General features: G+C 69.8%; 20 protein-coding genes. 13 read left to right on the top strand and 7 right to left on the bottom strand.

The features are described 5' to 3' along the window. Positions 1-2: 2 nt before the first annotated feature. Genes BMX96_RS04040 through BMX96_RS04025 form a run of 4 tightly spaced genes read left to right on the top strand, consistent with a single transcriptional unit; the run spans position 3 to position 4,468 of the window. The gene (locus BMX96_RS04040) at positions 3-1,049 is read left to right on the top strand and encodes a GNAT family N-acetyltransferase (protein ID WP_175481646.1); all 1,047 of its coding nucleotides are present in this window, start codon (positions 3-5) and stop codon (positions 1,047-1,049) included. Then, entirely contained in the window at positions 1,046-2,083 is a 1,038-nt protein-coding gene (gene obgE / locus BMX96_RS04035) for a GTPase ObgE (RefSeq protein ID WP_091844328.1), read from the top strand. The genes BMX96_RS04040 and obgE overlap by 4 nt, the downstream gene beginning before the upstream one ends. Next, on the top strand, positions 2,071-3,189 hold the full coding sequence (gene proB / locus BMX96_RS04030) for a glutamate 5-kinase (RefSeq protein WP_073126137.1): 1,119 nt from the start codon (positions 2,071-2,073) through the stop codon (positions 3,187-3,189). The genes obgE and proB overlap by 13 nt, the downstream gene beginning before the upstream one ends. A 13-nt stretch (positions 3,190-3,202) precedes the next feature. Then, the gene (locus BMX96_RS04025) at positions 3,203-4,468 is read left to right on the top strand and encodes a glutamate-5-semialdehyde dehydrogenase (protein ID WP_091844327.1); all 1,266 of its coding nucleotides are present in this window, start codon (positions 3,203-3,205) and stop codon (positions 4,466-4,468) included. Positions 4,469-4,720: 252 nt separating this feature from the next. On the opposite strand, the gene BMX96_RS04020 is transcribed toward BMX96_RS04025, so the two are convergent. After that, positions 4,721-5,317, bottom strand: a complete 597-nt coding sequence (locus BMX96_RS04020; protein WP_091844326.1) for a histidine phosphotransferase family protein — start codon at positions 5,315-5,317, stop codon at positions 4,721-4,723. A 45-nt stretch (positions 5,318-5,362) separates the two neighbouring features. Here BMX96_RS04020 and BMX96_RS04015 point away from each other — a divergent pair, with 45 nt between their 5' ends. The 3 genes from BMX96_RS04015 (at position 5,363) to BMX96_RS04005 (ending at position 7,272) form a co-directional block, all read left to right on the top strand. Continuing rightward, positions 5,363-5,536 carry a DUF3553 domain-containing protein gene (locus tag BMX96_RS04015; RefSeq protein WP_373280044.1) on the top strand — a complete coding sequence of 58 codons (174 nt, stop codon included), beginning with the start codon at positions 5,363-5,365 and terminating at the stop codon, positions 5,534-5,536. 156 nt (positions 5,537-5,692) lie between these two features. After that, complete coding sequence (locus BMX96_RS04010) at positions 5,693-6,457, top strand: L-ornithine N(alpha)-acyltransferase (RefSeq protein ID WP_236736945.1); 765 nt, start codon at positions 5,693-5,695, stop codon at positions 6,455-6,457. Beyond that, entirely contained in the window at positions 6,454-7,272 is an 819-nt protein-coding gene (locus BMX96_RS04005; protein ID WP_091844325.1) for a lyso-ornithine lipid O-acyltransferase, read from the top strand. The genes BMX96_RS04010 and BMX96_RS04005 overlap by 4 nt, the downstream gene beginning before the upstream one ends. Here the strand turns inward: BMX96_RS04005 and BMX96_RS04000 are convergent. Next, positions 7,264-7,878: a thiamine phosphate synthase gene (locus tag BMX96_RS04000; RefSeq protein ID WP_091844324.1), complete on the bottom strand. Its 615-nt coding sequence runs from the start codon at positions 7,876-7,878 to the stop codon at positions 7,264-7,266. The two genes, BMX96_RS04005 and BMX96_RS04000, sit on opposite strands and share 9 nt — an antisense overlap. A 99-nt stretch (positions 7,879-7,977) precedes the next feature. Between BMX96_RS04000 and BMX96_RS03995 the strand changes: the two genes are divergently transcribed. The 3 genes from BMX96_RS03995 to BMX96_RS03985 are packed head-to-tail and all read left to right on the top strand — an operon-like array spanning position 7,978 to position 11,395. Beyond that, the gene (locus BMX96_RS03995) at positions 7,978-8,724 is read left to right on the top strand and encodes an RNA methyltransferase (RefSeq protein WP_091844400.1); all 747 of its coding nucleotides are present in this window, start codon (positions 7,978-7,980) and stop codon (positions 8,722-8,724) included. 56 nt (positions 8,725-8,780) lie between these two features. Then, positions 8,781-9,929 carry a heme A synthase gene (ctaA, locus tag BMX96_RS03990; protein WP_091844323.1) on the top strand — a complete coding sequence of 383 codons (1,149 nt, stop codon included), beginning with the start codon at positions 8,781-8,783 and terminating at the stop codon, positions 9,927-9,929. After that, the gene (locus tag BMX96_RS03985; protein WP_091844322.1) at positions 9,926-11,395 is read left to right on the top strand and encodes a carboxypeptidase M32; all 1,470 of its coding nucleotides are present in this window, start codon (positions 9,926-9,928) and stop codon (positions 11,393-11,395) included. The genes ctaA and BMX96_RS03985 overlap by 4 nt, the downstream gene beginning before the upstream one ends. Here BMX96_RS03985 and BMX96_RS03980 read toward each other — a convergent pair. The 4 genes from BMX96_RS03980 to BMX96_RS03965 all read right to left on the bottom strand — a co-directional run bounded on the left by BMX96_RS03980 (position 11,383) and on the right by BMX96_RS03965 (position 15,937). Continuing rightward, positions 11,383-12,144 (bottom strand): glycerophosphodiester phosphodiesterase family protein, encoded by a 762-nt coding sequence (locus BMX96_RS03980; RefSeq protein WP_091844321.1) that lies wholly within the window; start codon positions 12,142-12,144, stop codon positions 11,383-11,385. The genes BMX96_RS03985 and BMX96_RS03980 overlap by 13 nt on opposite strands. Continuing rightward, the gene (locus BMX96_RS03975; protein ID WP_073126113.1) at positions 12,141-13,433 is read right to left on the bottom strand and encodes an HlyC/CorC family transporter; all 1,293 of its coding nucleotides are present in this window, start codon (positions 13,431-13,433) and stop codon (positions 12,141-12,143) included. Before BMX96_RS03975 ends, BMX96_RS03980 begins: the two co-directional genes overlap by 4 nt. Before the next feature lie 72 nt (positions 13,434-13,505). Beyond that, the gene (locus BMX96_RS03970) at positions 13,506-14,432 is read right to left on the bottom strand and encodes a site-specific tyrosine recombinase XerD (protein WP_091844320.1); all 927 of its coding nucleotides are present in this window, start codon (positions 14,430-14,432) and stop codon (positions 13,506-13,508) included. Continuing rightward, positions 14,429-15,937, bottom strand: a complete 1,509-nt coding sequence (locus BMX96_RS03965) for a hypothetical protein (RefSeq protein ID WP_139209941.1) — start codon at positions 15,935-15,937, stop codon at positions 14,429-14,431. The genes BMX96_RS03970 and BMX96_RS03965 overlap by 4 nt, the downstream gene beginning before the upstream one ends. Positions 15,938-15,956: 19 nt before the next feature. Between BMX96_RS03965 and BMX96_RS19570 the strand changes: the two genes are divergently transcribed. The 3 genes from BMX96_RS19570 to aroB are packed head-to-tail and all read left to right on the top strand — an operon-like array spanning position 15,957 to position 17,859. Further along, entirely contained in the window at positions 15,957-16,199 is a 243-nt protein-coding gene (locus BMX96_RS19570; RefSeq protein ID WP_175481645.1) for a hypothetical protein, read from the top strand. Next, positions 16,196-16,750 carry a shikimate kinase gene (locus BMX96_RS03955; protein WP_175481644.1) on the top strand — a complete coding sequence of 185 codons (555 nt, stop codon included), beginning with the start codon at positions 16,196-16,198 and terminating at the stop codon, positions 16,748-16,750. Before BMX96_RS19570 ends, BMX96_RS03955 begins: the two co-directional genes overlap by 4 nt. Positions 16,751-16,767: 17 nt before the next feature. Continuing rightward, on the top strand, positions 16,768-17,859 hold the full coding sequence (gene aroB, locus BMX96_RS03950) for a 3-dehydroquinate synthase (protein ID WP_091844398.1): 1,092 nt from the start codon (positions 16,768-16,770) through the stop codon (positions 17,857-17,859). On the opposite strand, the gene BMX96_RS03945 is transcribed toward aroB, so the two are convergent. Further along, positions 17,856-18,452 (bottom strand): LysE family translocator, encoded by a 597-nt coding sequence (locus BMX96_RS03945; protein ID WP_091844317.1) that lies wholly within the window; start codon positions 18,450-18,452, stop codon positions 17,856-17,858. The two genes, aroB and BMX96_RS03945, sit on opposite strands and share 4 nt — an antisense overlap. Between the last annotated feature and the right edge of the window lie 39 nt (positions 18,453-18,491).

The raw sequence follows: 18,491 nt of genomic DNA, 5'->3' as shown, positions 1-18,491 counted from the left end.
CGGTGGCGGGCGTCGCGCGCAGCCTTCGCACCGCGCGGCTGACCTTGCGCCCGCCCACGCCGGAAGACGCGCCCGCCATCGCCGCCTCGATGGGCAATTACGACGTGGTGCGCTGGCTGGCCGCGCCACCCTATCCTTACGACCGCGCGGATGCCGAGCGGTTCATCGCCGAAACGCGCGCGGGCAGCGCGCCGGTCTGGGCCATCGACGATTCCGACGGGCTGTGCGGCCTGATCGGGGTGGACCCGGACCTGGGCTATTGGCTGGACCGCCGGGCCTGGGGACGGGGATACGCGACCGAGGCGGGGGACGCGGTGATCGACGCCTGGTTCGCGGGCAGCGGCGCGCAGGCGCTGCGCGCGAGCCACATGCAGGGCAACGACCGGTCCCGCGCGGCGCTGCTGCGCATGGGATTCCGCGACGATGGCCCGCGCGAGATCTGGTCGACGCCGCTGTCGCAGATGATGCCGGCCCGCGATCTGGTGATGTCGCGGACTGACTGGGCGGCGTCGCGCCGGTATCGCCTGCGGACCCCGCGCCTGCGCCTGCGCGAGCTGCGGGACGGTGACGTGCCCGCGCTGGCCCGGATCGGCGGCGACGCGCGCGTTGCGCCGATGATCTGGGGCGCCACGTCGCCCTGGCCCGAGGACGCGGCGCATCGCTGGGTGCAGGCGTGGAAATATCGCGGGCGGCCGGGCTTTCGCGCGGCCATCTGCACGCGGCTGGGGCGGCTGATCGGCACGATCATGGTCGCGCCCAACGACACCGCGGGCGAGGGCACGACAGCGTGGTTCATCGACCCCGACTACTGGGGGCGGGGGCTGTGCACCGAGGCGGCGGGCGCGTTCCTGCCCGACGTCATGGACCGCTTCGAGCTGCAAACCGTGGTGGCGGACCACTTCGCCGACAACCCGGCCTCGGGCGCGGTGATGCGCAAGCTGGGGTTCCAGCAAACAGGGCAGGGCCTGGGCCGCTCCTCCGCGCGGCTTGAGCCTGCGCCCGTCATCCTCTATCGCCTCGAGCGAGCAACCCTGAAGGTCTCCCCATGAAATTTCTCGATCTGGCCAAGGTGCATATCCGCTCGGGCAGCGGCGGGGGCGGTGCGATCTCGTTCCGGCGCGAGAAGTATATCGAGTTCGGCGGCCCCGACGGCGGCGATGGCGGCCGGGGCGGTGACGTGGTGGTCGAGGTGGTCGACGGGCTGAACACCCTGATCGACTTCCGCTACCAGCAGCATTTCTTCGCCAAGAACGGCCAGCAGGGCATGGGCAAGCAGCGCACCGGCGCCGATGGCGACGACATCGTGCTGCGCGTGCCCGTGGGCACCGAGATCCTGGACGAGGACGAGGAGACCGTCATCGCCGACCTGACCGAGGTGGGCCAGCGGCTCGTGCTGGCGCGCGGCGGTAATGGCGGCTGGGGCAACCTGCATTTCAAGTCCTCCACCAACCAGGCGCCGCGCCGCGCCAATCCCGGCCAGCCGGGGGTCGAGCGCACGGTGTGGCTGCGGCTGAAGCTGATCGCCGATGCAGGCCTTCTCGGGCTGCCCAACGCGGGCAAGTCGACTTTCCTCGCCGCGACCAGCAACGCCCGGCCGAAGATCGCCGATTACCCCTTCACCACGCTGCACCCCAACCTGGGCGTCGTGGGCGTGGACGGGGCCGAGTTCGTGATGGCCGACATCCCCGGCCTGATCGCCGGCGCGCACGAGGGGCGGGGCATCGGCGACCGCTTCCTGGGCCATGTCGAGCGCTGCTCGGTCCTTTTGCACCTGGTCGACGCCACCGCCGAGGATCCGGCCGCGGATTACCGCACGATCATCGACGAGCTCGAGGCCTATGGCGGCGTCCTGGCCGAGAAACCGCGTATCACCGCGCTGAACAAGATCGACGCGCTGGACGACGAAGAGCGTGCTGCCGCGAAGAAATCTCTCGAAGCGGTTGCGGACGGTCCGCTTTGGCTTATGTCGGGCGTCTCCGGCGAAGGTCTGACCGAGGTGTTGCGCGCCGTGCGCGCCGAGATTTCGGACGACAAGCTGCGCCGGTCCGACGCAAACGACAAGGACGACACATGGCAACCCTAACCCCCTCACTCCGGGACGCAGAGCGACTGGTGATCAAGATCGGCTCGGCCCTGCTGGTCGATCGCGGGGATGGAACGCTGCGGCTTCCGTGGCTTCTGGGCCTGGCCGAGGACGTGGCCGAACTGAAGGCCAACGGCACCGAGGTGCTGCTGGTCTCGTCCGGCTCGGTCGCGCTGGGGCGCGGCGTGCTGGGGCTTGGCAACGGGCCCTTGCCGCTGGAGCAAGCGCAGGCGGCCGCGGCCGTGGGACAAATCCGGCTGGCCCGCGCCTACCAAGAGGCGTTGTCGCCCCACGGCGTGACCACCGCGCAGGTGCTGCTGACGCTGGAGGACACCGCGAACCGCCGCCGTTACCTCAACGCGCAGGCGACCATGGGCACGCTTCTGAAGATGGGCGTCATGCCCATCGTCAACGAGAATGACACCATCGCCACCGACGGGATCCGCTTCGGCGACAACGACCGCCTGGCCGCGCAGATCGCCGTGACCGTGGGCGCCGACCAGCTGGTGCTGCTGTCGGACGTGGACGGGCTTTACACGGCCAACCCACAGAAGGACCCGAACGCCGAGCACCTGCCGCTGGTCGAGGAAATCACCCCCGAGATCGCCGCCATGGCGGGCGAGGCCGCGTCGCACCTGTCGAAGGGCGGGATGCGCACCAAGCTGATCGCCGCGCGCACGGCCATGGGCGCGGGCTGCGCCATGGCCATCGCGCAAGGCGACCAGTCGCACGCGTTGCGCAAGCTGGCCGATGGCGGTCGTTGCACCTGGTTCCGCTCGAAAACCACGCCGCAGGCGGCTTACAAGGCCTGGATCTCGGCCATGAAGTCGGTGGGCGAGATCACCATCGACGACGGCGCGGTCAAGGCGCTAAGATCCGGCAACTCGCTGCTGCCGGCGGGGGTTATCCGCGTCACCGGCACGTTCGAGCGCGGCGACAGCGTCACCATCGTCGACAGCAAGGGCGCCCACCTGGGCTATGGCCTGACACGTTACAACGCGGACGAGGCGCGCACGATCGCGGGCGCCCGGTCCGAGAAGATCGCCGACCTGCTGGGCTATCCCGGCCGCGCGGCGCTTATCCACCGCGACGACATGGTCGTCTGAAGGAGGACGAAAGATGAAAGATACCGACGATATCGCGGCCCTGATGGCCGACATGGGATCGCGCGCTCGCGCGGCGGCCAAGCAACTGGCCATCGCGCCCGCCGAGGCCAAGACCCGCGCGCTGAACGCCGCGGCCGACCGGCTGGAAGCGGCCGAGGCAGAGATCGTGGCCGCCAACGCCCAGGACATGGAGTTCGGCCGCGAGAAGGGCCTGAGCCCCGCAATGCTGGACCGGCTTATGCTGGACGGCGACCGCGTCAAGGCGATCGCGGGAAGCCTGCGCGCCATCGCGGCGCAGGAGGACCCAGTGGGCGCGACGCTGGACAGCTGGGACATGCCCTCGGGCCTTGCCATCGAGCGGGTGCGCACGCCCATCGGCGTCATCGGCGTGATCTACGAATCGCGCCCCAACGTGACGGCGGATGCCGGCGCGCTGTGCCTGAAATCCGGCAATGCGGTGATCTTGCGTGGCGGATCCGAGTCGCTGCATTCCTCGCGCGCGATCCATGCCTGCCTCGTGCAGGGCCTGGCCGACGCGGGCCTGCCCGAGGACGCCGTTCAGCTGGTCCCCACCCGCGATCGCGCCGCTGTCAGCGAGATGCTGGCCATGACCGACTATATCGACGTGATCGTGCCCCGTGGCGGCAAGGGCCTTGTGGGCCTTGTCCAGCGCGAGGCCCGCGTGCCGGTCTTCGCCCATCTCGAAGGCATCGTGCACATCTACATCGACAAGGATGCAGACCCCGAGGCCGCGCTGAAGGTCGTGCTGAATGCCAAGACCCGGCGCACCGGCATCTGCGGCGCGGCGGAATGCCTGCTGATCCACCGTGACGTGCTGAAGACCGTGGGGCAGGGCGTGGTCCGCGCGCTGCTGGATGCCGGTGTCGAGGTGCGCGGTGACGCCGACGTGGCCGCCATCGACGGCGTGGTCGCGGCGGGCGAGGATGACTGGGGGCGCGAATTCCTGGACAAGATCATCGGCGCCCGCGTGGTCGACGATATCGACGGCGCCATGGCCCATATCTCGCGCTACGGCTCGGACCACACGGATTGCATCATCACCGACGATGCGGAGACGGCCGCGCGGTTTCTGAACGAGGTCGACAGTGCCATCGTCATGCACAACGCCTCGACCCAGTTCGCCGACGGGGGCGAGTTCGGGATGGGCGCCGAGATCGGGATCGCCACCGGGCGGCTGCACGCCCGCGGTCCGGTGGGCGCCGAGCAACTGACCAGCTTCAAGTACAAGGTGCGCGGCACCGGCAACACGCGCGGCTGAGGCCTTTGGCAGATCGGGGCGGCGTTTTCAGGTGCCGTTCCGATCGCGTTTCACGAATCCAAGGTGGTTCGCTTTGTCGGTCGGAGGCGAATTTTTCCGTTTTGGAGCCGTCTCCGCCGTCTGACCCCCCATGATCGGGGCCTGCCGTGAGGCTTCGAAACCTGCCGCAGGGTGGCGCCGCGGCGTAGTTGGACCCGCGCAGCCATGCGGGTTCGGCATCGTGGCAAGGCAGCGCCGCCGCGACTGGGCGGCTCACACCGCGATGTCGATTCGCCCCTCCTCGACCACGGTGTCGATACTGCGCCCGGTTTCGGCGGCGGCAAGCCGCGCCAGGGGGAACTGGATCTCGGACGCTTGCGGGACCTCGGCCCCGTCGGTGTGAAGCTGGAGCCAGAGCGCGGGATCGTGGCGCATCCGCTCGGCCCTGGCGCGCAGCACGATGCGGGCGCCCGAGGGTTCGATCTGGACATCGCCGCCATAGGGCAGCGCGGTTTCCAGGCAGAGAAGCAGCAGGAAGATCAGCCGGGCATCGTCGCGCGCCATGTCGGTGATCGGGTCCCAGCCGATGGTCAGCTGACGGGCCTGCCCCATGGGCCGCAGGATCGACGCGATCTCGCCCGCGCTGATCCGCTGATCGGGATTGCCGGCGCCGAAGGCCACGCGGAACAGGCGGATGCGGCCATTCGCGTTCTCGACGCTTTCGCTGATCAGCGACAATTCGGCGCTGTCGGCGGCGCCCGACATCTGCAACAACTCGACACCATTGCCGATGGCGCCCAGCGGCGAGATCAGGTCGTGGCAGATGCGCGACCCCAGGAGGGCGCTGAGCTTGGAGGTGTTCATGGTCATGGACGCCCCGCGCGAACGACGGAAGGAAGGTGACGCGTGTCCGGAATGAATGCCCTGCTCGAGCCCGGGATGCTCGTCCGCCACCCCACGCAGCCCGACTGGGGCTTGGGGCAGGTCCAATCGAATATCGGCGGGATCGTCACGGTCATGTTCCAGCACGAGGGGAAAGTGGTGGTCGACGGCAAGCGCATCGACCTGATCCCCGTTTTCGACGAGTAGCGCGGAGCGCCACGCCATTAGCGCACGGGGAGATTAACGAAGTGTCAACACAAGCTATCCGCCGTGTAAACCCGCGCGGCCGCGCGGGCTCGCCTTGCCAAGCGCGAGGGGTCCGCCTAGACCCGTGGCGCCCCGACCACGAACATGGCGCAGATGATGCCCGAGCCCCTCTTTGAGCTGTCCCTGGCCAGCGGCCCGGATGATCTCGCGAAGGCCCAGCGGCTGCGCTATGCCGTGTTCGTCGAGGAGTTGGGCGGCGATGGCCCGCTGGTCGATCACGTCGCCCGGCGCGAGGCCGACCGGTTCGACCCCTATTTCGATCACCTGATCCTGCGCGACCGCAATCGCCCCGGCGACGACGACGTGGTGGGCGTCTACCGCGTCTTGCGCTGCGAGGCGGCGCGCGCGGCGGGCGGGTTCTACAGCGCCGACGAATACGACTTGTCGCCGCTGCTGGAATCGGGGCGCCGGCTGATGGAGCTCGGCCGTTCCTGCATCCATCGCGATTACCGGGGGGGGATGGCGATGTTCCAGCTCTGGACCGGGCTGGCCGATTACGTCCGACAGCACGAGATCGACATCCTGTTCGGCGTGGCCAGCTTCCACGGCACGGACCCGGACGCGCTGGCCGCGCCGCTGTCGATCCTGCACCACCGTCACCTGGCCCCGCCCGAGCTGCGCGTAACGGCCCGCCCGCCCGGCGCGGTGGCCATGGATCGCGTGCCCGAGGCCCAGGTCGATCGCGCGGCCGCCATGCGCGCGGTGCCGCCGCTTATCAAGGCCTACCTGCGGCTGGGCGGCTTCGTCGGGCAGGGCGCGTTCGTCGATCGTGACTTCAACACGACGGATGTGTGCCTGGTCATCGACACCGAGCGGATGAACGCCGCGCAGGCCGCGCGCTACACCGGCGCGCGCCCGTGAGCGGCTGGGACGATGCCCCTTACCCCGACCATCCGCCCTTCACCTGGGGCGACCGGCTGCGCATCGCGGCGCGCATCCTGCCGCTGGCGCTGCTGGTGTTCGGCGGCCTCCTCCTGCTGTTGACGGTGCGGCTGGTGGAGCGTCCGCTGGCCGGCCCATCGCGGCCGGTATCACCGAGGATCACGCAAGGGGTGTGCCGGGGGGCGGTGTGGCTTTGCGGGCTGGACTGGCGGTCCGAGGGCCGGATGATGGATCACCCCGGCGCGCTTGTGGCAAACCACGCGTCCTGGCTGGACATCTTCGTGCTGAACGCCGCCGGGCCGCTCTACTTCGTGTCGAAAGCCGAGGTGGCCGACTGGCCCGGCATTGGCTGGCTGGCGCGGGCCACGGGCACGGTGTTCATCCGGCGCGACCGGCGCGAGGCGGCGGCGCAGCGCGATACCTTCGTGGGCCGTCTGCGCGACGGACACAGGTTGCTGTTCTTCCCCGAAGGCACCTCGACCGACGGGCGCATGGTTTTACCATTCAAGACAACGCTTTTCGCCGCGTTCTTCACAGATGACATGAAGGCACGGATGGCGATTCAGCCCGTCAGCGTCCGCTATACCGCGCCAGAGGGCCAGCCGCCCGAGTTCTACGGATGGTGGGGCGACATGGAGTTCGGGCCGCACCTGCTGCGGGTGCTGTCGGCCCGCCATCGCGGCGCGGTGCGGGTCGAATTCCACGCCCCGCTGAGCGTCGCGGGTTTTCCCGACCGCAAGGCGCTGGCCAGTGCGGCCGAGGTCGCGGTGCGCGGGGACCGTCCCTCAGAATAGGGCGTGAAGCTGGGCGAGCCGGGCGGCGGGATCGTCGGCCGACCAGACTTCTTCGCCGAGCGCGATGAAATCGCTCACCGGGCTCAGCGCCGCGATACGATCCTCGGACAACCCGCCCTCGGCCACGACGGGCAGCTCGATCATCTCGGACCACCAGGCGAACAGCTCGTCGTCGGCCAGCGTGCCCTCGGCCGGTGCCGCGCCGCCCACCGGGCCGAAACTGACGTAATCGGCGCCCGATTCGCCCGCGTTCATCCCGTCATGGCGCGAGGCGCCGCAGAAGGCGCCGACTATGGCGTCCGCGCCCAGCGTCTTGCGCGCGGCCCGAACGTGACGCGCACCGCCCGACAGGTGCACGCCGTCGACGCCGGCGCGCTGCGCGATCTCGGTCGCGTCACGCAGGACCAGCGCCACGTCGCGCGGCTCCGTCACCGCGCGGGCGGCGTCGCAGGCGCGCAGCAGCGTGTCGGCATCGCGCGACGTCAGGTCCAGCCGCAAGCAGGCCACCGGCGCGGCGTCGAGCAGGCGGGCGAGGTCCTCGGGGAACGTCTCGGGCGTGATCTGCGGCGGCGAAATCAGGTAAAGCTGCGGGGCGTCGTCGCTCATCGCGCGGTCTCCTTGGGGCGGTTCAGACGGCCTTCTAGCGTGGCCGGACCGGATTGACCACGCTTGCCCGTCACCGCCCGGGACCCTATCAGCACCGCCATGGAACAGCCCGCCGACACCCCGCCCGCCATGATCCTCGTCCGCCCGCAGATGGGCGAGAATATCGGCGCCGCCGCACGCGCGATGCTGAATTTCGGGTTCACCGACATGCGGCTTGTCGCGCCGCGCGACGGCTGGCCCAACCCCAGGGCCGAGGCGTTGGCCTCGGGCGCCGTGGCCGTGCTCGAAGGGGCGAAGGTCGCGCCGACGCTGCCCGAGGCGGCCGAGGATTGCAGCTTCACCTTCGCCACGACCGCCCGCAGCCGCGAGCTGACCAAGCCCGTCTTCACGCCGGAAGAGGCCGTGGCCGAGGCACGGGCGCGCATGGCGGCGGGCGAGCGCATCGGCTTCATCTTCGGACCCGAGCGTGCGGGGCTGGAAAATGACGACGTGGCACAGGCCAACGCCATCGTCACGGTGCCGGTGAACCCGGCCTTCGCGTCGCTGAACCTGGCGCAATGCGTGCTGCTGGTGGCCTACGAGTGGCGCCGGCAGGCCGATCTGCCGCCGCCCGCGGCCGAGCGCGCCGCCGAGCCGCCCGCCACCGCGCTCGAGGTCGAGCGGTGGGCCGAGCATCTGAACGACCGACTGGACGACGCGGGCTTCTTCTTCCCGCCCGAGAAGGCGCCGCACATGCGTCGGAGCCTGCGCAACCTGTGGAGCCGGATGCCGCTGCAGAAGGCCGATGTGCAGCTTCTGCATGGCGCGCTGCGGCAATTGGTGCGGGGCCGGTCCCAGGGTGGCTGACTTGCGGGGCAGGGGCGGCGGGCATAGGGTCTGCGCGAGCGAAAGACGGGGGATACATGGCCACCAAGCGGTCCATTTTCGAAGAGGTCGATAGCGGCGGGAAGCCGGCCGAAGCGCCCAGGGGTGGCATGATCGATGCACGGCCCCGCGGCGCGCGCCGCGCGGTGCGGATCTGGCTGATGATCCTTTTCGCACTGGTAGTGGTGATGATCGCCGTGGGCGGCCTTACCCGCCTGACCGACAGCGGATTGTCGATCACCGAGTGGGCGCCCGTGACCGGGGCGATCCCGCCGATGAATGAGGCCGCGTGGCAGGCAGAGTTCGACAAGTACCGCGCCATCCCCGAATACCAGTTGCAGAACAAGGGCATGACCCTTGAGGAGTTCCAGTTCATCTATTGGTGGGAATGGGGCCACCGGCAGCTGGGCCGCCTGATCGGGCTGGTCTGGGCCCTGGGCTTCGTGGGCTTTCTCGTCACCCGCAACATCCCGCCGGGCTGGACCGGGCGGCTGATCGGCATAGGGGCGCTTGGCGGGCTGCAGGGCGCCATCGGCTGGTGGATGGTAAGTTCCGGCCTGACCGGGGCCGCGCTGGATGTCGCGTCCTACCGGCTGGCGACGCATCTGGGCCTGGCCTTCGTGATCCTCGGCCTCATCGCGTGGTGGACTTTCAGCCTCGGCCGGCCCGACGCGCAGCTGATGCAGGCGCGCCGGTCGCGCGAGGCGGGGCTGATGCGGCTCGGTGGCTGGCTGGTCGGGCTGACCTTCCTGCAGATCATACTGGGCGCGCTGGTCGCGGGGATCGACGCGGGCCGGGGCTATACCGACTGGCCGTTGATGGCGGGCGGCTTCTTCCCGCCCTATCCGTTCGACATCCAGCCGGTCTGGCGCAACTTCTTCGAGAATGACGGTCTGGTGCAGTTCATGCACCGGATGAGCGGCTATGTCCTGCTGGCCTTCGGCATCTTCGTGTTCCTGCGCGCCCGCCGGTCGCCGTTCACCGCCACGCGGGGGGCCTTCGGCGCGATGCTGGGGATGATGTTCGTGCAGATGCTTTTGGGCATCGTGACGGTCGTGCATGCCGCGCCCTGGCACCTGGCGATCCTGCACCAGTTCGGTGCCGTGGTCCTTTGGGTTCTGGTCCTGCGCGCCCGCCACCAGACGGCCTATCCGCGCGCCCAGTCCGTGCGGGGCGCCACCGCATGAGCGCCTATGACGAGCTGATGGCGTTCCAGCGCGACACCCACGCGCTGGCCGAGGTGACGGGCCGCCTGGGCTGGGACCAGGAGACGGTGATGCCGCGCGGCGCGGCCGAGCAGCGGGCCGAGGAGATGGGCGTGTTGTCGGCGATGCTGCACGACCGCCGGACCGATCCCCGCGTGGGCGACTGGCTGGCGGCGGCCGAGCCCGCGGACGACGTGCAGGCGGCGCAGCTGCGCGAGATCCGGCGCGGCTTCGACAAGGCGCGCAAGGTTCCGGGCAAGCTCGCCTCGGAAATCGCGCGCGTGACCAGCACGGCGCAGGGCGTCTGGGCCGAGGCGCGCGCGGCGGACGACCCCAAGCCGTTCCTGCCCATCCTCGACCGGGTCGTGGCCCTGAAACGGGACGAGGCGCAGGCCCTGGCCGAGGGGGGCGACCCCTACGACGCGCTGCTGGACGATTACGAGCCGGGGGCCACTGCGGCCACCCTGTCGGCCATGTTCGACGCGCTGCGCCCCCGGCTTGTCGCCTTGCGCGACGCCGCGATGGACAGCGACGTGCAGCCCGCGGCGCTGACGGGCCGTTTCGACCCCGAGGCGCAGTTCCACCTGTCGCGCGAGCTGGCCGGGGCGTTCGGTTACGACTTCACCCGCGGGCGCATCGACCGCGCGGTGCATCCGTTCAGCTCGGGCTCGGGTGACGACGTGCGGATCACCACCCGCACGGTCGAGACCGATCCGTTCAACTGCCTGTATTCCACCATCCACGAGGTCGGCCACGCCACCTACGAGCAGAATATCGACCGCGCCTACCTGATGACCCCGCTGGGCGGGGGCGTGTCCATGGGCGTGCACGAAAGCCAGAGCCGGATCTACGAGAACCAGCTGGGCCGGTCGCGGCCCTTCACCGGTTGGCTGCACGGTCGCATGGCCGAGGTTTTCGGGGATCCGGGCCTCGACGCCGATGCCTTCTACGGCGCGGTGAACCGGCTGCATCGAGGCTTCATCCGAACCGAGGCGGACGAGGTGCAGTATAATCTGCACGTCCTGTTGCGCTTCGACCTGGAGCGTGCGCTGATCGCCGGCGACCTGGCGGTGGGCGACCTGGAAGGCGCGTGGAACGACCGGTTCGCGGCCGATTTCGGCTACCCGATCGACCGGCCGTCCAACGGGTTCCTGCAGGACGTACACTGGTCGGTGGGGCTGTTCGGCTACTTCGCCACCTACACGCTGGGCAATGTCTACGCGGGATGCCTGAACGCTGCCATGCGGGCGGCGGTGCCGGACCTGGACGATCACCTGGCGCAAGGCGACACGGCGCCCGCGACAACCTGGCTGCGCGAGAACGTCCAGCGGCACGGCGGGCTTTACGCGCCGCGCGAGCTGATCACCCGCGCCTGCGGCACCGCGCCAAGCGAGGCGCCGCTGCTGGACTACCTGGAAACGAAGTTCGGGGCGCTCTACGCGCTCTGACCCCAGGCGCCGCGCTCGGTCATCACGTCGCGCAGCACCTTGGGCTGATCGGTCATCACGCCGTCCACGCCCATGTCGAACAGGGCGTGCATCTGGTCGGGCGCGTCGATGGTCCAGACATGCACCTGGCTGCCGCGCCGGTGGGCCGCCTGGATCAGCCGGGGCGTGACCACGGCGATCCCGTTCCAGTGGGTGGGCACCTGCAGCGCCGGCGCGAACCGCCCGGGCAGGCGCAGGCGCGCGGCGAACCACGCCTTGGCGACCCCGCCCATGGCCGGCGACCAGCAGAGCCCGGGGCCGAAGCGCAGGCGCAGCGCGTCGGTGCGGGCCTGCACGAACGACGCCGCGCAGACGCGGTCCTGCGCCCGCGCCGCGGCGATGGCGTCGCCCATGGGGCGCACGGCATCGTCGGTCTTGGCGTCGAGGTTCAGCCGCAGCCGGGGGAAGGCGCGAAAGACCTCGTCCAGCCGGGCGACACGGCCGCCGCCCGCAAGCTCCAGCCCCGACAGCGTGTGCCAGTCCAGGTCCGCGATGCGGCCCTTGCGGCCCAGCAGGCGGTCGGTGGTGTCGTCGTGGAACAGCACCGGCACGCCGTCGGACGTGGCCTGGATGTCCGTTTCCACGTGGGTGAAGCCCATGCCGACGGCGCGCTCGACCGCCTCGAAGCTGTTCTCGGCGTGGCGTTCGGCGGCGCCGCGATGGGCGAAGGCGATGGGACCGGGTGCGTCGAGATAGGCGTAATGGCTCACGTCAGCGGCCGGATCTTCAGCTTGGTGATGCGGTTGTCCTGCCGCTCGATCACCTCGAAGCGGAAATCGTGGAAGCTGAACACCTGGCCTTGCGTCGGGATCGTCTGCGCCTCGTGGATGACGAGGCCGGCGATGGTGTTGGCCTCTTCGTCGGGCAGCGACCAGTCGGCGGCGCGGTTGAGGTCGCGGATCGTCATGCCGCCGTCGATGATGTAATCGCCGTCCTCGGTGCGCTTCAGCGGCTGGTCTTCTTCGAGGTCGAACTCGTCCGTGATCTCGCCCACGATCTCTTCAAGGATATCCTCGAGCGTCACGAGGCCCTGCAAGGTGCCGTACTCGTCCACCACCAACGCGAAGTGGGTGTGCAGGTGGAGGAACTGGCGCATCTGGTCTTCGAGCGTGGTGGTCTCGGGCGTGAAATACGCCTCCATCGCGACCTCGGTGATCTCGAACCCGTCGAAGGCATTGTCGGCGCCGTTGGCCGCGATTCGGCGGGCGTAAAGCGCGCGCAGCAGGTCCTTGGCATGGACGACGCCCAGGATGTTCTCGTGCTTGTCGCGGTAGATCGGCAGGCGGGTGTGGGGGCTGTCGAGACATTGCTGCAGGATCTCGGAGGCCGGGCGGTCGGCATCCACCATCTCGATCTTCGAGCGGTGGAGCATGATTTCCTCGACCGTCCGCTCGCTCAGGTCCAGCGCGCCCAGGATGCGGTCGCGTTCTTCCTTTTCCACCGCGCCCTCGGAGTGGCCCAGGTTCAGGGCGCCCTCGATCTCTTCGCGGATGGCGAGGATGTGGCTGTCGGGGTCGGTCTGCACGCCGAACAGCCGCAGGATCCCGCGCACCAGCATGCGCACCGCGCCGACCACCGGCGCGAACAGCTTGACCACGATCTTGATCGGCGCCGAGACGGTCGCGGCGGCGGATTCGGCGTTGGTGATGGCGTAGGTCTTGGGCAGCACCTCGGCGAAAATCAGCACCAGCAGCGTCATGATGAGCGTCGCCAGCGCCACACCGCTGTCGCCGAACAGCCGCGTGAAGAGCGCGGTGGCCAGCGACGTGGCGAGGATGTTGACCAGGTTGTTGCCCAGAAGGACCGAGCCGATCAGCCGCTCGTTGTCCTCGGTGATCTCGAGCGCGCGTTGCGCGCCCTTGCTGCCCCGGTCGGCCTGGGACCGCAGCTTGCCGCGCGAGGCGGCCGTGAGCGCGGTTTCCGAGCCGGAGAAGAAGCCCGAGCAGACCAGCAGGCCAAGGATCGACAGCGAGGTGATCCAGAAAGCGGCGTCATACATGGGGCGGGGTCTTTACCGATGGGCCAATGTCAGGGGCGTGAATTCAGGTTATGGGGCGGGGATGCGCCCGCTTCAACCCTTGGGCGCCGCAAGCGGGTGATGATCCAGCACCAATTCCTGCAACCGGGCGTCGAGAATGTGGGTGTAGATCTCGGTCGTGGCCACGTCGGCGTGGCCCAGCAACGTCTGGATCGCCATCAGGTCGGCGCCGCCCGCCAGAAGATGCGTGGCGAAGGCGTGGCGCAGGGTGTGCGGCGTCACCTTGGCCGGATCGACCCCGGCCGTGACCGCCAGTTCCTTGATCAGGACATAGAACCGGTGCCGCGTCAGGTGGCCCGATTTGCCTCGCGACGGGAACAGGAAGATCGAGGCCTTGACGCCCTTGGTGACCGCGTCGGCATCGGCGGTATCGCGCACCGACAGCCACGCCGACAGCGCGGCGCGCGCCGGTTCCGACAGCGGCACCATCCGTTCGCGCCCGCCCTTGCCCCGGATCAGCAACATGCGCGGATCGCCCCGCGCGGCGCTGACCGGCAGGCCGACAAGCTCGGATACGCGCATCCCCGTGGCGTAGAGCAGTTCGGTCAGGCAGGTGTTGCGCAGCCGGTCGGCGGTGGAGCGGCCAGTCTGGCGCGCGGCATCCAGCAGGCGCTCGACCTCGTCGACCTCCAGCGTCTTCGGCAGGCGGCGCGCGCGTCCCGGTCCCTTGATCTGGATCGCGGGGTGATCGTCGCGCCAGCCTTCCTCGACGGCGAAGCGGAAGAACTGCTTGATCGCCGACAGCCGCCGCGCGCGCGTGGCCACCGACAGGCCCTGGGCGTCGCAATGCACCAGGTAATCCTCGATCTGGCCGCGCTGCGCCTGGGTCAGCCGCGTGTCGTCCAGCCAGTCGGCGAAGTGCTGCAGGTCGCGCGCATAGGCCAGCTGCGTGTTTGTGGCCGCGTCCAGCTCGGCGGCCTGCGCGTCGAGAAAGGTGGCGATGTCGCCGGCGTCACTCATGCATCGGGTCCCAGTATGGCAAGTTCTATGGCCGCGCGGCGGGCCGTGTCGTGGAAGCCTGCTGCCACGAGGGTGGCCAGCCCCTGGCGGATGGCGTCCAGGTTGCCCTCGGCCCCGTCATCCAGCAGCGCGGCGGCGTCGATGGCGGCGGAGGCCCGGCGCCCCTCGGCAATCGCGCGCGACGCCCGGGCGGGCGGTGGCGTGACCTGCAGGCCGTCGGCGATGGCGGCTTCCAGCGGGGATTGGGCCGGGAGGGGGGCATCGCCGCCCCCGACCAACGCGGCAACGAACGGCAACAGCGGCGTGGTCGCGGGCGCGCCGGTCAGGGCGGACAGCTGTGCGGCAATGTCGCGGGCCGGTCCCGTCAGCGGCAGGCGGCCCAGGTCATCGGCATAGCGCATCGCGAGCGCATGGGGCAGGCCCGCCGCCTGCATCGCGTCCCAGACCTGCGGTAACAGTGCGCTGACACGGGCGGGATCCGCAGCCTCAACGGCTGCGTCCAGCTCTTGTGCCAATTCCACCCGGTCCCACAGCGCTCCCGAGGCGGCCGGCGACCGCTCGTGATAGATTTGCCACAGCCGGTCGGCCGTGATGGCGCCGCGCCGGGCCAGCCGTTCGGCGGCGTCGAGCCGCAGCTTCCAGCCGGTGATCGGCCGCAGGTCGGCGTGCGCGAAGGCCAGCGGCAGCGCGGGGGTGCGCAGTGGCTCGCCCACCGCGGCCAGGATCGCGAAATCCAGCGGTGTGGGCGACACCGGCGGTGGCAGCATCAGCGGATCGGCCAGTTCATCCAGGAACAGGCGCAGCCGCTCGGCCTCGGCGGCGGTGATGACATCGAGGCTGCGCGCCGTCTCGAGCGTCAGTTCCGCCGCGCGCCAATCGCCGCCGCGCGCCAGGCAGAAGATGCGCGCGGGGTAGGTGGGCGTGATCTGCGGCAGCCGCCGCATGGCCGAACAGCCCGCGTTCTCCTGCCCAGTCAGCAGCGCGATGTCGAACCAGCGCCGGAACGACCGCGGCCGGTCGCGCCCTGCGAGATCGAGCATGGATCGCGCGGTGTCGAGCTGCCCCAACCCCATCAGCGCATCGACCCGTTCGAGAAACAGCGCCTCGTCCGCGTCGTCGGCACCGCTGCGCCCTGGATCGGCGGCCAGAAGATCATGCAGCAGCCGCTGGCTGGATGCGAGAGTGGCAGGACGTATGGCGCCGAGTTCCGGATCCGCTCCCGGTGCCCAAAGCTCGGACGGAAGGCCACGCGAGGCGGGCGAGAACAGGCCAAGGGCCGCTGGCGGCGCGTCGGGGCCATCCAGCGGGCGGACCGTCACCCGGCCGGGCAGCGCGTTCGAGGCCACGGGCGGCTCGGCCGCGTCGGGGGCCACGGGGCGCGGCAGCGCGGCGGGCAGGGCCACGGAATCCGACAGCCACCCGATGGCCGACAGGGGCGCCCGGTCCTGGGCCGTGGCGGCCATGGGCAGGGCGCAGGCCATGAGAAGAACGCGGCTATTGACCATCCAGTGTGACGGGGACCGATTGTTGCGACTGATCGGGCGACATGTCGCCCAGATAGGCGTAACCCACAAGCCCGATGAAGCCGAGGATCAGAAGGAAAATCAGTGCCTTGAAAAGTCTGAACAAAAGCTGTGCCCCTTGCTGATCCTGCCCCGGCCCGCGGCGTTCTGGGCGCCGATTGCCGCTTTTATAACTGGTCTTTTCGGCAGTTTCACGCCATTCAAGGCCGGATTGCAACAATATGAGCGGGGGAACGCCGTTTGAGCCGCACCTTGCAGAAAACCGTCGCGCTCGTGGGCATGATGGGCGCGGGAAAAACCGCCGTCGGCACGGCCATGTCCCGCCTTCTGGATGCTCCTTTTGTCGATTCGGACGCCGAGATCGTCCGGGCGGCGAACCTCTCCATTCCCGAGATATTCGAACGCTACGGCGAGCCCTATTTCCGCGAGAAGGAAAGCCAGGTCCTGTCGCGCCTGCTGGACGGAACGCCATCGGTCCTGTCCACGGGCGGCGGGGCCTTCCTGGCCGATCGCAATCGCCAGATGATCGCCGCGCGCGGCATCGCCGTGTGGCTGCGCGCCGATCTTGAACTCCTTTGGTCCCGCGTGCGCCATAAGGACACCCGCCCCTTGCTGCGCACGCCCGACCCGAAGGCCACGCTGAGCGAGCTCTGTGCCAAGCGCGAGCCGGCCTATTCCCAAGCCGGCGTCATCGTCGATGCCGACGGGCGGCTGAGCATCGAGCAGATGGCACAGAAGGTCATCGCGGCACTGTCGGTGCATGGCGGGGTGCTGGGCGCGGAGGTCGAGCTGTGAGCGGCGGCGTCGTCCATATGGACCTTGGCGCGCGGTCCTACGACGTGCGGATCGGTCCGGGACTGATCGGGCAGGCGGGTGCGCTGGTCGCGCCGCTGCTCAGCCGCCCGCGCGTGGTGGTCGTCACCGACGAGACGGTCGCGGCGCATCACCTCGCGCCGCTGCAAGCCGCGCTGATGAACGCGGGCATCGCCTCCGAGGCTCTGACGCTGCCGCCGGGAGAGTCCACGAAAAGCTGGGCCCGCCTGCAGGAGGTCGTGGAATGGCTGCTGGCGCAGAAGGTCGAGCGGCGGGACGTGGTCATCGCGCTTGGCGGGGGCGTCATCGGTGACCTGGTGGGCTTCGCCGCCGCGATCCTTCGGCGCGGCGTGCGCTTCGTTCAGGTGCCCACGTCGCTGCTGGCGCAGGTCGATAGCTCGGTCGGCGGCAAGACCGGCATCAACTCGCCCGCCGGCAAGAACCTGGTGGGCGCGTTTCACCAGCCGAGCCTTGTGCTGGCCGATACGGATGTGCTGGAAACGCTTACACCGCGCGATTTCCGGGCCGGTTACGGTGAGGTCGCGAAATACGGCCTGCTGGGCGACGCGGAGTTCTTCCAGTGGCTCGAAGCGAACGGCCCCGCGCTGGCCGCCGGTGACGGCGCGCTGCGGGCGCAGGCCGTGCAGCGGTCCGTCCAGATGAAAGCCGATATCGTCATGCGCGACGAGACCGAGCAGGGCGACCGCGCGCTTCTGAACCTGGGCCACACCTTCTGCCACGCGCTCGAGGCGGCGACGGGCTATTCCGACCGGCTTCTGCATGGCGAGGGCGTGGCCATCGGCTGCGCGCTGGCGTTCGACCTGTCCGCGCGGCTGGGGCTGTGCAGCCAGGAAGAACCCAGCCGCGTGCGCGCGCATCTCGAGGCCATGGGCATGAAGCGGTCGCTGGACGACATCCCGGGCGCGCTGCCGCCGTCGCAGGCGTTGCTGGACCTGATGGGCCAGGACAAGAAGGTGGTGGACGGCGTCCCGCGGTTCATCCTCGCACGCGGGATCGGCCAGGCCTTCGTCACCGCCGACGTTCCGGCCGAGGCCGTTCTGGCCACGCTCGACGCGGCCCGCGCGGCCTAGGCCAGCAGCATCCACAGCGCCACGCCGGCGAGCAGCACCGCGAAGCCGGTGTTCAGCCGCGCGGCGTCACGCGCATCGGCAAAGCGGGCGGCCAGCGCGTCGCCGGCCCATGTCCACGCCAGGAAGGCCAGCAGGTTGTTGAGGGTGAAGACCGTGGCGATCAGCAGGACCGGGGCCAGGGTTCCTGTCGCGTCGGTCCCGAGGAACTGGGTGAACATCAGCGCGATGATGACATAGGCCTTGGGGTTCAGAAGCAGCAGCACCGCGCCATCCACGAACCCCGCCGGGCGCGCGGCTCGGTCGCCCTCGTGGCGCCCCGCGCGGGCCAGCCGGCAGGCCAGCCACAGCACGTAGGCCGCCCCGGCGGTTTTCAGTGCGGCGAATATCTCCGGGTGCCGCGCCATGGCGGCGAGGAATCCCATCCCGATGGCCGCCGTCACGATCCAGGTGGCGAGGTGATAGCCCGCGTTGGCGGGGAGCGTGGCCCGAAGGCCGAATCGCGCGCCGTTGGCGGCGAAGAACAGGTTCCCGGGCCCCGGGCTGTAGGCCAGGGGCGCGAGGAAGAGGATCAGGGCGAATGCGGTCTGCACCATGGCCAAGCCTTTCGAGAAGCCTGGCCCATGGATCGGTCA

The sequence above is a fragment of the Palleronia pelagia genome, assembly GCF_900110115.1.
GTDB lineage: Bacteria > Pseudomonadota > Alphaproteobacteria > Rhodobacterales > Rhodobacteraceae > Palleronia > Palleronia pelagia.
Note: the sequence above shows the minus strand (reverse complement) of the source record. Positions and strands in the feature narration are given on the sequence as shown.